This window comes from Pseudomonas sp. L-22-4S-12 (assembly GCF_009799935.1).
Taxonomy (GTDB): domain Bacteria; phylum Pseudomonadota; class Gammaproteobacteria; order Pseudomonadales; family Pseudomonadaceae; genus Aquipseudomonas.
Genome location: NZ_WELL01000010.1, coordinates 90209 through 103965 on the forward strand (window position 1 = coordinate 90209; position 13757 = coordinate 103965).

General features: G+C 67.6%; 11 protein-coding genes and 2 tRNA genes. All 13 read right to left on the reverse strand.

Annotated features, from left to right (window positions below):
• Positions 1-168: 168 nt before the first annotated feature.
• The 13 genes from F3I16_RS19200 to F3I16_RS19260 all read right to left on the reverse strand — a co-directional run bounded on the left by F3I16_RS19200 (position 169) and on the right by F3I16_RS19260 (position 13658).
• Positions 169-245: transfer RNA gene (locus tag F3I16_RS19200), tRNA-Asp, on the reverse strand.
• A 20-nt stretch (positions 246-265) separates the two neighbouring features.
• Positions 266-341, reverse strand: a tRNA-Val gene (locus F3I16_RS19205).
• Positions 342-513: 172 nt separating this feature from the next.
• Positions 514-1038 (reverse strand): type II secretion system protein M, encoded by a 525-nt coding sequence (locus F3I16_RS19210; protein WP_160495133.1) that lies wholly within the window; start codon positions 1036-1038, stop codon positions 514-516.
• Complete coding sequence (gspL, locus tag F3I16_RS19215) at positions 1035-2180, reverse strand: type II secretion system protein GspL (protein WP_160495134.1); 1146 nt, start codon at positions 2178-2180, stop codon at positions 1035-1037. The genes F3I16_RS19210 and gspL overlap by 4 nt, the downstream gene beginning before the upstream one ends.
• A complete protein-coding gene (gene gspK, locus F3I16_RS19220; protein WP_160495135.1) occupies positions 2177-3142 on the reverse strand; it encodes a type II secretion system minor pseudopilin GspK in 966 nt (321 codons plus the stop codon). The genes gspL and gspK overlap by 4 nt, the downstream gene beginning before the upstream one ends.
• Positions 3139-3840, reverse strand: coding sequence for a type II secretion system minor pseudopilin GspJ (gene gspJ, locus F3I16_RS19225; protein WP_160495136.1), 702 nt, complete (start codon positions 3838-3840; stop codon positions 3139-3141). Before gspJ ends, gspK begins: the two co-directional genes overlap by 4 nt.
• Positions 3837-4226, reverse strand: coding sequence for a type II secretion system minor pseudopilin GspI (gspI, locus tag F3I16_RS19230; protein ID WP_160495137.1), 390 nt, complete (start codon positions 4224-4226; stop codon positions 3837-3839). Before gspI ends, gspJ begins: the two co-directional genes overlap by 4 nt.
• Positions 4223-4759, reverse strand: a complete 537-nt coding sequence (gene gspH, locus F3I16_RS19235) for a type II secretion system minor pseudopilin GspH (protein WP_160495138.1) — start codon at positions 4757-4759, stop codon at positions 4223-4225. The genes gspI and gspH overlap by 4 nt, the downstream gene beginning before the upstream one ends.
• Before the next feature lie 6 nt (positions 4760-4765).
• Entirely contained in the window at positions 4766-5188 is a 423-nt protein-coding gene (gene gspG, locus F3I16_RS19240) for a type II secretion system major pseudopilin GspG (RefSeq protein ID WP_160495139.1), read from the reverse strand.
• A 5-nt stretch (positions 5189-5193) separates the two neighbouring features.
• A complete protein-coding gene (gene xcpS / locus F3I16_RS19245; protein WP_160495140.1) occupies positions 5194-6408 on the reverse strand; it encodes a GspF family T2SS innner membrane protein variant XcpS in 1215 nt (404 codons plus the stop codon).
• A 16-nt stretch (positions 6409-6424) separates the two neighbouring features.
• Positions 6425-7936 carry a type II secretion system ATPase GspE gene (gspE, locus tag F3I16_RS19250; RefSeq protein WP_160495141.1) on the reverse strand — a complete coding sequence of 504 codons (1512 nt, stop codon included), beginning with the start codon at positions 7934-7936 and terminating at the stop codon, positions 6425-6427.
• 209 nt (positions 7937-8145) lie between these two features.
• Positions 8146-10887, reverse strand: coding sequence for a peroxidase family protein (locus F3I16_RS19255; protein ID WP_160495142.1), 2742 nt, complete (start codon positions 10885-10887; stop codon positions 8146-8148).
• Positions 10888-11030: 143 nt separating this feature from the next.
• On the reverse strand, positions 11031-13658 hold the full coding sequence (locus tag F3I16_RS19260; protein ID WP_160495143.1) for a LuxR C-terminal-related transcriptional regulator: 2628 nt from the start codon (positions 13656-13658) through the stop codon (positions 11031-11033).
• Positions 13659-13757: the final 99 nt, after the last annotated feature.

Sequence of the window (13757 nt, forward strand, 5' to 3'; positions counted from 1 at the left end):
TTCTTCTACGTAATCATCCATTGGGCTATCTCCTGTCGTTAGGCCATGGTTGAAACAAGGACCATGCCAACAGCCTGAAGATTCCCGATGACAATGCGATGACGGCGAAATTTTTTCCGCCAGATGCGAAAAACCCCCAGCTCTTGCGAGCTGAGGGCTTCTCTGATATGGCGCAGCGGACGGGACTCGAACCCGCGACCCCCGGCGTGACAGGCCGGTATTCTAACCGACTGAACTACCGCTGCGCGTAACCTCGTGAGCGAGATGGTGGGTGATGACGGGATCGAACCGCCGACCCTCTGCTTGTAAGGCAGATGCTCTCCCGGCTGAGCTAATCACCCGAGTAGCCTTGCGAGGTGGCGAAATTTACGCACCTGCCCGAGCTAAGTCAACACCCTGCTTGAAGTTTTTTCTGCGGGGCAGTTTTCTCGCCGGTTCGCCAGGCCATTCACCGAGCGTCGCACTGCGCCATTCTGGTGCCCGTACGAGCCGCTTTGCCCGCCAAGAGTGAATTCAGCTACCGCTGCGCAGCAGCAGGCGACTGCTGACCAGCTCCTTGTCGGCGCGCTCCAGCCCCGCCTCCTCGACACGGATGCCCTGCTCGTCCAGGCTCACCAGCCAACGCAGCAATCGGCTGAACTCGGCCGGCTGCAGGCTGACCTGCACCGCGCCATCGCCCTGGCTGTCCAGCCGCTCGATATTCAGCCCCTGGCTGCTGGCGCTGGCGGTGACCAGCCCCTGCAACTGCGCCGGCTCGAAGCTGACCTGCGGCTTGCCGCTCTGCGCGCGCAGCTGCGGTGCATGCGCCTGCAGATATTGGTGCAGCGTGCGTTGCTGCTGCAGGTAATTGCGCGCCTGCACCACCTGCTGCGCCGCCGGGCGCCAGAGCAGCAGGTAGAGCAGCGCCAGCAGCAGGAACAGGCCGAGCAGGCCCAGGGCCAGCCGATCCCGGGCCGGTAGGCCGCGCCAGTACGGCAGCCAGCCCAGCTGCTCCAGGCGCGCCTGCAGCGGCGCGGTCAGACCATTGAAGCGGCTCATCCATTACCCCCGATCACCAGGCGCGCGCTGACGCCACTGTCCTCGCGGCTGGCCGAGCCCATCTCGACCGCCAGCCCGGCTTCCTGCAGGCGCGTGCGCAAGCGCTCCAGCGCGGCGAAGTCGCGCGCCTGCAGGTTCAGCGCCAGATCGCCGCGCTGGGCATTGAAATCCAGCTGTTCGACGCGCACCTGGGCCCCCTCGGCGTTGATCACCCGGGCCGCCTGATCGAGCAGACCGAGCAGCAGGTTCTGCCCGCCGCCCTCGGCTTCGGCCAGGTGCTGGTCGAACTGCGCGCGCAGGTTGATCAGCTTGCTGTCATCCGGGAACAGCTCGCGATAGAGCGCCTCGCTGGCGCTGGCGTAACCCTCGGCCTCGCGCTGCAGCTGCCAGCCCTGGACCAGGTTGAACCCCCACTGCAGCACCAGCCACAGGCCGAGCAGCCCCAGCAGCGGCCGCCAGCGCCCCAGCCCGGTGGACGGCTCGCGCCGGGCGAAGGCGCCCTGGGCCAGGTTGCCCGCGGCCTTCTGCCGGGCCAGCCAGACATAGGGCTGGGCCAGTTCGTGGCATTCGTCGACCTGCGCCGGCGCGGCCTGGCCGGCGGCCACGTGGGCCACCCGCGGCGACGGGCAGAGCGCCTGCAGCTGCGGCCAGTCTTGCGCCTGCAGGGCCAGGCGCGCCTCGGCGCTGCCGCCGAGCAGCCAGCGCTGGCCCAGGCAGAGCAACTGGCTGCCTTCTCCGCCGATCAGGTCGGCATCCACTTCGATACGCTGGGGCAGGCTCTCGCCGCACGGCGCCAGCCAGCCGGCCAGCCAGTCGCGGCGCACGGCATACACGCGCCGGCGGCCATCGGCCAGGGGCTCGCCGACGCACAGGTGGAACAGCTCCACGTCCTCGGCCAGCAGTTCCTCGACGGCGAACGGCAGCGCCTTGTGCAGCCAGCGCGCCTTGGTGGTCGGCAGCTGCACGGCGCACAGGGTCACCGCCTCCACCGGCAGGATCAGGCGCCAGGCCTGGTTCGCCGGCGGCACGGCAGCGGCAAACGGCAGCTGTTCGACGGCATCGCCCTGCACGCGCCGTACCGGCAACTCGGGATCGACCGCGGCACAGGCCGCCGGCGGCAGAAACAGACAAAGCGCACTCATTGCTTGGACTCCTTGACGGGCTCGGGCGGCGCAATGCCACTTTGCCCCAGATCGCGCGCCAGGACGCGGACGCGCCCATCATTGCCGCGCTGCAGATAACTGACCAGCACCTGGCGGCGCTCGCCCAGGCTGGCCTCGCTGCCCACTTGGAAATACTGGCTGCCGACCGCCAGCCCCTGGGCCGACGCGTCCACACCGAGCTGTTGCAGGGCCTCGCCGGGGTCGCGATAACCGCCCTGGCGCTGCATGGCCAGCACCGCCTCCACCGCCTGCGGCGCAATGCCGTCGTCCAGGCTGGCCAGCACCGGCGCGCTGGCGGTGTTGACGTTCAGCTCGGCCGCCAGCGGCAAGGCGCTGACGAAAGGCAGCAAGCGCCGGTATTCGACCTCTTTCATACCCAGCAGCAGGCGCAGTTCGGAGACCTCGCGAATCAGCCCCGGCCCGGTGCGGTAGGGCGGCTGCAGCAGCAGGTACTGGCCATCCTCGGCACCGCCGGCACCCTGGTTGTCCTGATCCTGGTCGAGCCAGTCCTGCAGGCGTTCGGCATAGTCGAGCGGCAACTGCAGCTGCTCCAGCAGGCGGCGCAGGCGCTGCCGGGCGATTTCCGTGGCCTCGCCACCGGCCGCCAGGCTGTTGAGATTGAAGCGCCCGGACAGGTCGATGATGCGCAGGCGCAGCTCGCCACCCTCGTCCAGGGGAAAACTCAGTTTCGGGTTGGCCCAGGGCTCGCCCAAATGATCCAGCGGCTGGCGCGGATCGCCCTCGCGCAGGTCGCGCTGCAGGATGGCCTTGGCCAGCAGCTCGCCGCCCTCGGCGTAGTACTGCGCCTGGCGCACCAGCAACTGGTTGCCGGTGCTGCGAATGGCCAGCTGCTGGCGCAGCACCAGACCGGTGCAGACCACGCTGACCAGGGCCACCACCAGCAGCACGGTGATCAGCGCCACCCCGCGCTGGCGGCTCATGCCGACGGCTCCACGGCCGGTTCCTCGGGCAGCAGCTCGCCGCCATCCACCCCGCCGCTTTCATCGGGCAGCGCCTGCTGGCCCGCCGCAGCGCTTTCCGGCAGGCGCCAGAGACGCCGCAACTCGCCATAGTGGCGGTGCTCGATGACCAGCTCGAGCGCCCTGGGCAACTGGCTCAAGGCCTCCTCGGCGCTGCTGTTGGCCGGCGGCCAGCTCTGCAACCAGCGCCCCTCCTCATCGAGAAAACGCAGCTCGAAGCGCTGCACTCCGGCCAGGGCCTGCTGCACCCGTGGCTGGCTGTCCTGGGCCTGATCCAGCACCGCCCAGTAGCTGCGCTGCCACTGCTCGCCCTGCAACTGCCAGCGCACCCGCTGCAAGGTGGCGCGATTCAGGCCCAGCGGATTGCGCCAGCCATTGCGGGTGAATTCCAGGCTGCTGCTCTTGCCGCTGTCGCCCAGCAGCGCCGGCTGCGCATCGCCCAGCGGGTCGCGCACCGGGCGCGGCCAGACCTGCAGCAGATCGCGTTCGAAGGCGGCCATGGCGCGGGTCAGCTCGCGCAGGCGCTGCTCCTGGGCACGCTGGCTGCGGTCGGCCTGCATCACGCTGTCGAACATGCGGTAGGTGGCCAGGCCGAGCAAGGCGAAGATGGCGATGGCGATCAGCAGTTCGAGCAGGGTGAAGCCGCGGTTGCGTCTCATGGCTCGCCCCCGAGGAACCCGGTCAGCGTCACCAATGCCTGCTCCTCGACCTTGCCGCGCAGGCCGCCCTCGGGGCGCAGGGCTACCCAGACGGTGGCGCGGCGCATGCCCGGCTCGCTGGTCGCCTGCACCTCGCTCTGCCACAGCCAGCGCCGCCCGGCGTAAGTTTCTTCGCCCTGCTCGCTGCCGTCGTCCGGCGGCGTCTCGGCCAGTTGCAGCTCCTGCAGGCGGTTGTCCGCCAGCCACAGGGCGAAGGTCTTGTCTTCCAGGCGCGCGGCGGTCTGCAGTGAACGCGCAGTGGCGGTCAGCACGCTGGCGGCGACCAGGGCGAAGATGCCCAGGGCCACCAGCACTTCCAGCAGAGTAAAACCGCCCGCGCGCTTCATGGCGCCTTACCCGGCGACTTTTCCGCCTCGATCAGCGGCTCGCTGAAACCGTCGCTGGAAATCAGCAGTGCCGGCCCACCGCGCTCGCGCCCGGACAGGCGCAGGCGGAACGGGCTGAGCTCGCCGCTGGAGAGGATCAGCAACTGCGGTACCGGCAGCTTCGCCCCGCCCTTGCCGGTGCGACTGGGCAGGGTCAGGGCCTGCTCGTCCAGCTCGATGTTCAGCTCCACCCAATCTGGCAGGCCGTGCACCCTGGCGTCGTCTTCCAGCGCCTGCCACTGGCCACGCTGCGGCTCGTAACGCAGCACCTGGTAAGACTGGCGCTCGAAGCGCACACCGTATTCGCGGTTATCCAGCACGGCCTCGTCGAGCAGCACGCGCAGCAGGACAACCAGACGCTCGGCCTCGTCGTTCAGCTGGCGCGCGGGGCTGGCGGCCATGCCACTGCCGAGCACGGCCATGCCGGTCAGGGCGCCGAGTATCACCAGCACCACCAGCAACTCGACCAAAGTAAAGCCGCGCGCGGCTCTCATCGAGAATCAGAGATCCCAGTTGCCGATATCGGCGTCGCCGCCCTCGCCGCCTTCCTGGCCGTCGGCGCCCAGGGAGTAGAGGTCGATCTTGCCGCGGGTGCCCGGCGCCAAATACAGGTAGGTGTTGCCCCACGGGTCGACCGGCAGCTTCTTCAGGTAGCCCTCGGCATTCCAGTTCTTCGCCGGCGGGTTGCCGCTGGGCTTCTTCACCAGGGCTTCGAGGCCCTGCTGGGTGCTCGGGTAGTTCTGGTTGTCCAGCTTGTACATGTCCAGCGCGGCGCCGATGGCGCGGATGTCGTTCTGTGCCACGGTGACCTTGGCCTGGTCCGGCCGGCCCATCACCTGCGGCACCACCAGCGCGGCGAGGATGCCGAGGATCACCACCACCACCATGATTTCAATCAGCGTGAAGCCCTTCTGCTTGCGCATCGTTTTCAACCCACCAGTTGGTTCAGAGAAAGAATCGGCAGGAGGATGGCCAGCACGATCACCAGCACCACCGCCCCCATGAAGACCAGCATGAACGGCTCGAACAGCCCCACCAGCAGGCCGATGGTGGCCGCCAGGTCGTTTTCCTGATTGCGCGCGGTGCGCGCCAGCATCTGGTCAAGTTCGCCGGAGCGTTCGCCGCTGGCGATCATGTGCAGCATCATCGGCGGGAACTGCCGGCTGGCCTCCAACGCCCGTGACAGGCTGCCACCTTCGCGCACACGTTGGGTGGCCTGGATCACGTCGCCACGGATCACCCGGTTGACCACCACTTCGCTGCCAATCGCCAGTGCCTCGACCAGCGGCACGCCGCTGCGCACCAGAATCGCCAGGGTCGAGGCAAAGCGCGCGGTCTCGGTGGCGCGGACCAGCCCACCGACCAGCGGTACGCGCAGGACGAAGCCATGCCAGCGCTGGCGCATGCCCTCCTCGCGCAGCGCCCGGCGAAAGCCCAGCACGCCGAGCACGATGAGGATCAGCGCCAGTGCGCCCCAGCCCTTGACCAGCTCGCTGACCAGAATCAGGCCGCGGGTCAGCGCCGGCAGGGTCTGCCCGGAATCGATGAACACCCGCACCACGTCCGGCACCACGTAGCCGAGCAGGAAGCCGACGATGATCAGCGAGGTGATCATCAGAATCAGCGGATAGAGCAGCGCCAGCTGCACCTTCTGCCGCGACTGCTGGCGTTGCTCGGTGTAGTCGGCCAGCTGCTCCAGCACCGGGCCCAGGTGCCCGGCATGCTCGCCGGCGGCCACGGTGGCGCGGTACAGCTCCGGAAAGGCCGCCGGAAACGCCGCCAGGCTGGCGGCCAGGCCGTGACCTTCGAGTACGCGGGCGCGCACGGCCAGCAGCATCGACTGGATGCGCGGCTGGCGCGACTGTGCGGCGGCGGCGCGCAAGGCTTCCTCGATCGGCAGTGCGGCGCTGATCAGGGTCGCCAGTTGGCGGGTGACCAGGGCCAGGTCGCGCGCAGCCAGGCCGCGGCGCAGGCTGAAACCACTGCCCTGCGGTGGCTCGCGGCTGCGCATGGCCTCCACCTGCAGCGGCGCCAGCTGTTTCTCGCGCAGCAGCTGGCGCACCTGGCGGGCGCTGTCGGCTTCCAGGACGCCTTTCTGCTGGCGGCCCTTGGCGTCGAGGGCGATATATTCGAAGGCGGCCATCAGTCTTTCCTAGCCATCAGTCTTCCCGCGTGACGCGCAGCACTTCTTCCAGGGTGGTCACCCCTTCCAGCACCTTGCGCCGGCCATCTTCGCGGATACCGGGGCCGAGGCTGCGGGCGTGGCGGGTCAGTTCCTGCTCGCCGGCGCCGTTGTGCACCAGGCTGCGCATCTGCTCGTCGAAGATCACCAGCTCGTAGATGCCGGTACGCCCGCGGTAGCCCTGCTGGTGGCATTCGCTGCAGCCCTGGGCGTGGTAGATGGTCGGTGCGGCCTGCGGGTCGAGGCCGAGCAGGCTGCATTCGGCCGCGTCGGCCGGACGCGCCTCGCGGCAGTGCGGGCAGAGCACACGCACCAGGCGCTGGGCCAGCACGCCGAGCAAGGAGGAAGACAGCAGGAACGGCTCGACGCCCATGTCGACCAGGCGGGTGACCGCGCCTACCGCGCTGTTGGTGTGCAGGGTCGAGAGCACCAGGTGGCCGGTGAGCGAGGCCTGCACGGCGATGTCGGCGGTTTCCTGGTCGCGGATCTCGCCGACCATCACCACGTCCGGGTCCTGCCGGAGGATGGCGCGCAGGCCGCGGGCGAAGGTCATGTCGACGCGCGGGTTGACCTGGGTCTGGCCGATGCCTTCGAGGTAGTACTCGATCGGGTCTTCGACGGTGAGGATATTGCGCGTGCGGTCGTTCAGGGTGACCAGCCCGGCGTACAGCGTGGTGGTCTTGCCCGAGCCGGTGGGGCCGGTGACCAGCAGAATGCCGTGGGGCTTGCGCAGGTTTTCGTCGAGCAGGCGGCGGTCGCGCTCGCTCATGCCCAGGTGGGTGAGCGACAGGCGACCGGCCTGCTTGTCGAGCAGGCGCAGCACCACCCGCTCGCCGTTGGCCGAGGGCAAGGTGGAGACGCGGATATCGACTTCGCGCCCCGCCACCTTGAGCGAGATACGCCCGTCCTGCGGCACGCGCTTCTCGGCGATGTCCAGCCGGGCCATGACCTTGACCCTTGAGACCAGCAAGGCGGCCAGCTCGCGGCGTGGCTCAATCACTTCGCGGAGGATGCCGTCGACCCGGAAGCGCACCACCAGGCGTTTCTCGAAGGTTTCCAGGTGGATGTCGGAGGCGCCGGCCTTGATCGCCTCGCCGAGGATGGCGTTGATCAGGCGGATGATCGGTGCGTCGTCTTCCTGCTCCAGCAGGTCGCCGGATTCGGGGGTCATTTCCGCCAGGCTGGCCAGGTCCAGTTCGGCGCCCAGGCCTTCGGCCATCAGACGCACTTCCGAGGAATCGCGCTGGTAGGCGCTGGTCAGCGCCTGTTCGAATTCGGCCGGGCTCAGCCAGTGCAGCGCCAGCACCTGGCGGGCGAAGCGCTGGGCCTCCTGCAGGGCGGCCAGGCTCGCGCCTTCACGCAGGCACAGGCTGACCTGGCCGGCGTCTTCGCGCAGCAGCACGCCATGGCGTTTGGCAAAGGCGAAGGGCAGCGGGCGCAGCGGCACCACTGCCGGAGCCGCTAACGCGGCGTGAATATCGCTGGACATGCGCGGACCCGTTCCTGAGTAAGGGATTCCATCTGTTCTTATTGTTATGTGGCGCAGCAGAGCGGCCAAGTTAACGGATTCGCTGGAAAAATAAAGGCCCGCAGCGGCGCTTTGTCGCGACAGTGCGGGCAGTCACAGAACGACGCGGGATAAAAAAGGCCCCGGCATGAGCCGGGGCCTGGTGCTACTGGGCGGATTGCGCCGCCGGATTACTTGTCTTCGTGGCGCTGGTGCTTGAAGAACACCCCGCTGTCACCGAACGCCGAGGCGATCAGCGGCGAGGTCAGCTCCAGCTCGCCGACCTTCACCGCACTGCTGCGGCGCTGCTGGGCGTAGCTGCGGCTGATGGACGGAATGAGCGAGGTCTTGATCTCCATCGAGGTGGCGTACACATCGTACAGCTTGGTGCCGCTGGTCAGCGTGGCCAGATCCGTGCGGAAGTCATGGGCGGCCGTGGAGAACAGGCTGCGCAGCTCGCTTTTCGGCACGAAGTAGAGCTGGGTCGGCGCCTTGGGCGTGGCCACCGCCTGACCGTTCTGGGTGACCTCGGCGAAGTCGTCGACCCGCAGCAGGGTCGGCTTCAGGCTCACCGCCGAGAACAGGATGGTGGTGCCCAGGGTGTCGTTGACTTCCGGCACCACGTACTGCGACAGCTCGTTGGCGAAGAAGTTGTAGTTGCTGCCCTGGCCGCTGAGGCTGACCAGCGCGGAGACGTTCTGCGACGGCTGGCCGTTGACGAAGGCCTTCCACGCCAGCCCCGGCTGGAAGCCGTTCTGTGCCGGGTCACCGGCCACCGACAGGCGCAGCAGGCCGCTGTCGGCGCCCTGGAACAGGCCGGTGTAGGGGTTGCCCGGAACCGCAATGAACTTGACCTTGGCCATCACGCCGTTGGGGTGCATGGCCTTCTGATGGCCTACCGGGGCGACGTCGGTGCGCTCCTGCACCTTCTTCCACAGCACCGAGCCGATCAGGCCACCGACGTCCACCGGCGGGATGGCCGGCAGCTGGCCTTCGGCGTACTGGGTACGCAGCGCGCCGTTGACCCACAGGTTGTCCTGCTTGGCCTGGGCCGGCCAGTTCTCGTAGTCGGCCGGGATGTTCAGGCCCCAGGGCTTGAAGGCGTTGTCCACGCCCAGCAGGCTGCTGTCGAGCTGCGGATTGTGGCGCTTGAGCACGTCGACCATGGTGGTGTTTTCCACCCAGGCCAGGCCTTCGGCGGTGTAGATCTCCGGGCGGTAGTCCTTGGTGTAGAAACGGTCGGTCATCAGGCGGCGCGAGGCGTTCATGATGAAGATCTGGAAGGCCGTCTCGCCGAAGGCGAAGCCGTCCGGGCGCACGGTTTCGGCGAGCATGCCGACCAGGGTGTCGATCTTCTCGATGTCGTTGCCGTAGACGCGCTTGAGGTTGGCCAGGGTGGCCGCATCGCTGGTCAGGTCCTCGAACTTGGTGATCGGGTTGAGGCCGATCTCGCGGCGGAACTCGTTGTAGCGCGGCACGCCACGCTCACGGTCGCGCAGCACGTCGATGGTCGCCAGGTCGATGTTGCCGACCAGCGGAATCGACAGGTTGCGCAGGAAGTTCGGGTAGTTGTTGAGGGTCAGGGAACCCGGGTTGGTGATGCCGAAGGAGTACCACAGGCGCTCCGGGCTTTCGCTGGACAGCAGGTTCTCGGCGTCGCGGTCACGGGTGTCCGGCAGCGGGATCGAGTGGGCGATCTGGTTCGAGCCGATGTCGTAGACATCCACCTTGTCGCGCATCAGCGGGTGCATGCGGTAGACGGCGACGAACTCCTCGGTGAGGGTGTAGGGCACGCCGTAGTTGTTCGGGTTGGTCGAACCGACGATGCCGGCCAGGGCATGGTCGATAGCCGAGCTGCCGGCCTGATCGCCGTCGATGCCGAGGATGCGCAGAACGAAGGAGTTGGAGCTGGCCAGGTCCTCCTGCAGCATGCGCGCCTCTTCCTGGTACTTGTCGCGGTTCGGCCCGGAGCCCAGCAGGCCCCACCAGTTGGCGTACATGGCGCGCTCGGTGACCGGGTTGGCGATCACCGCCGGAGTCCATTCCACGGTGTGGATCTTGGCCATCAGCGCCGAGTTGACCAGGCGCGCGTGGTCGTACAGCCACTGGTCGCTCTGGCTCGGGTACTTCTGCTTGAGCATGCTGGCGATGGCGTTGTGTTCCTTGGTGAACAGCTGGTGCAGCATGCTCAGACCGACCCACCAGTTCTCGTTGAACCCGGTGATCGGCTTGCCGCTGAACAGGTCGCGCGGCAGGGTGCCATCGGCATTGATCTTCAGCTTGCCGTCGACGAAGGAACGCACTTCGTCGTTGGCTTCCTTGCTGCTGCCGTACAGCTGCGAGCCGTCCCACCAGTGAGTGTTGTGGTTGCGGTAGGTCTGCGGCTTGCCGGCTTCGGCGGCGGTGCGGGTCGGGTCGAGCTGGGTGCGGCGCACCGACAGCGCGCCGCTGCCGAAGGAGTCGCCGGCCGGCAGCGGAATCTGGATCGGGTTGTCTTCGGCGTTAGGGCCGTGGTCGACCCAATCATGGACCATGAACTGGATCCACGAGGCGGCGATGAAGTTGAGACTCGGCGCCGGCTTGAACTCGCCGCGGGCCATCAGCAGGTTACTGACTTCACGCGGGTTGGGGCTGAGCAGGGTGTCTGCTTCGGTTTCACCATAGGTGACAGTCGGGTCGACGTTGCGCCCGAAACGCCGATAGACCGAGCCTTCGGCCGGATTGGCGAGGATGTTACAGGTACCATCCTCGGTGCGTGCGCCCTGACTGCGCGCATCACAGATGAGGTTGGCGTTGGCAGCCGGCAGGTTGTCGACGTCGAACAGGTTGTTCTTGAACAGCACATCGCGCTCGAGCGCGAGCGTGATCAGGCCGGCATAAATGCCCAGGGTGCCGAGCTTGACCAGACTCGGCCATGTGACCCAAACAGACATGGCTATATCTCCCGATTTTTCTTGTAGTAGTTACGGCTGGGGGCCGGTTTTTCCGGCTGCCGGGAGAGTAGGGATTTGCGCCAGCCCCTCCCCCCCTCCCTGGGAGGGGAAAGCGCCGATTCGCCTGCCGCTGGTCGCGGTGATCAGCTGCGCGGGTGCTGGCTGAGGATCGCTTCGGTACGGCTGGAGAAATTCAGCTTCGAGTAGATGTTCTTCAGGTGCCACTTGGTAGTGGACAGGGCGATGCCCATACGCGCGCTGATTTCCGTGTTGGACAGGCCACTGAGCAGGCAGTCGAAGATCTCCACCTCCTTGCCGGTCAGCAGGCTGGCCAGGTCCTGCACGGGAGCCGGCGCCGTGCTCTCGGCCAGGAGGAACTCGGCATAGGTCTCGCGGTACTTTTCCGGCACGTCCAGCTGCCCCGACTGCAGCAGGCCGAGTACCGCTTCAGCGAAGCCGGGCGCCTCGTCGAACACCGAACGGTTGATGTTGACGATGCCGTAGTGCTGCACCAGTTGCAGCAGCGCGCGCAGCTGCTCGTCCTTGCCCAGTTGCGGTGCGCTGAGCACCAGCAGGTTGGCCTCGACCACCAGGGTGCGCGCCTTCATCTCGCTGCGCCGCAATGACTCGGCGAGCACCTTGAGCAGGCGGCAGGCGCGCGGCTGGGCGCCGCGCTGCACCAGCCAGTACACGGCGGCCAGGCCATAGCGCTCCCAGCATTCGTCGTAGGGCCGCGCCCGCTCCCACTCCCCCGCCGCCAGCCGTGCCTCGATGCCCAGGCGCTGGGCCAGGGCATCCAGGGCCGCCGTGCGGCCGGCGAGAAAGGCCTGGCGCATGCTTTCCTGCGCCACCTGGCTGGCGAAACGGGCGTAGTTGCCCAGCTGCAGGATGCGCGACAGCTGCTCCAGCAGGCGCCCGGCGCGGCCATCAGACTGGCGCCGATAGAGCAGGCGCGACAGGGTGATATGCACGGTGGCGATGGTCTCGGTGGCCGAAGACGAGGTCACCACCGCCATCAGGTCCTCGCACAGCTGCTGGGCTGCGCCCAGCTGGTTCTGTTCGTAGAGCGCCACCACCATGGCCGTGGCCCGGTTGACCCAGGCCGGCGACGAGCGCTCGGTGCGCTGGTAGTCGTGGTAGACATCCTTGCGCGCGCTGGTGGCGCGGCAGGCGTTGCGGTTGCACAGGGCGATGATCAGGTCGGCATAGCTTTCCAGAAAGCTCTGCCCGGTCTGCCCCAGCAGCGCCTTGGCCTCCAGCGCCATGTGGCTGGCCTGCTGCAACCGGGCATTGAGCAGGTGGTGGTAGGAGAGGATGGTCAGCGCCAGCGCGCGCACCTCCGGCGGCACGCCCGGCGCCAGCAGGTCGGACCAGCGCTCGCCGGGGGTGAAGCCGAGATCGAACTGGAACAGCTCCAGATTCAGCGCCAGCAGTTGCCGGGTCGGCGCATCCACCGCCGGCTCGCGGCTGGCGCGGGCGACCAGCTCGTCCAGGCAGTAGCGTGCCTGGTGGAAGCGCCGCGACAGGGTCAGGGCGTAGATCATCGGCACCAGCAGGCGCGGGCTGGCGAACAGCTCGGCCTCGCGCAGCGGCTCCAGCCACTTGAGCACCTCGGCGAAGTGCCCGGAGCGCACCCACTGCTCGCAGGCGTCTTCCAGCATGGAGCGAAACAGCAGCGGCTCATCGCCGCGCTGGGCGTGCTGCAGGGCCTGGTCGAGGTCGCCGCGTTGCTGCAGGCACTGTGCCGCACGCCGGTTGAGCGGGCCGATGCGCTGCGGCTGCTCGACCGCCAGGCGCTTGCCGAGGAAGTCGTGCAACAGCGCGTGGTAGCGATACCAGCCGGGCTGATGCTCGACCGGCAGCATGAACAGCTCGCGCCCGGCGATATCCTCCAGCAGCAGCGCCGAGCCGCTGCGCTGCAGCACGCGGTCGCAGAGCTCGCCATCGAAGCGCTCGAAGATCGCGCTGCACAGGAAGAAATCGCGCAGGTGCGGCGACAGGCGCTTGAGCACCACATGGCCGAAGTAGTCGACGATCTCCGGCTGGCTGCCGCTGAAGCGCTCCAGGGCGATGGTGCCGAAGCGCGCGTAGGCCAGCAGGGCCACCTTGACCCCGGCGACCCAGCCCTCGGTCATGGCCATCAGGCTGTCGACATAGGCCTGGCTGAGGCTCGGCCCGCCCAGGTGAGCGTTGAGCTCCTGGATCTGCGCGGCAGACAGGCGTAGGTCGTGCTGGTCGATGCACAGCAGCTTGTTCTCCAGTTTCAGCCGGCTCAGGGGAAAACCCGGATGATTGCGGCTGGCAAGGATCACCCGCACGCCGTCTGGCAGCCGCTCGAGCATGGCCGAGAGCGCGTCGAGAATGGTCGGCTGATCGATGTACTGGAAATCGTCGAGGACGATGTACAGGCCGCCGGTGATGCGTTCCAGAGCATCGGCCAGGTACTCGCCCACCACCTCGGGGGCCTGGTGCATCTCGGTGGCGAAGGGGTTGAACCAGGAAATATCGAAGTCTTCGACCTGGCCGCGGATGATCTCGGCCAGGCGGCGAAAGAAGCGCACCGGCTCGTTGTCACGCGCCTGCAACGGGTAATAGACCACAGTGCGACGGGGCTCGCCGGCCCGCCAGTGGGCCAGCAAGGTGGACTTGCCCGAGCCGGCGGGGGCCAGCAGCAGCGTCAGGGGAAACTGTTCGCAGTGGCGGAGCAGCTCCAGCAATGGCTCCCGGGCAAAACCGGGAGCAATGGCGGAGGACGGCGTGCGGTCTTCCATGGCAGGGATCCGTCAGGCTTGTTTTTATTGTTGAACGGAAAGCGCTTGGCGGCCGATGATAGCGACCAGATGCCGGTGAAGTCTGAAACAGATCACGCT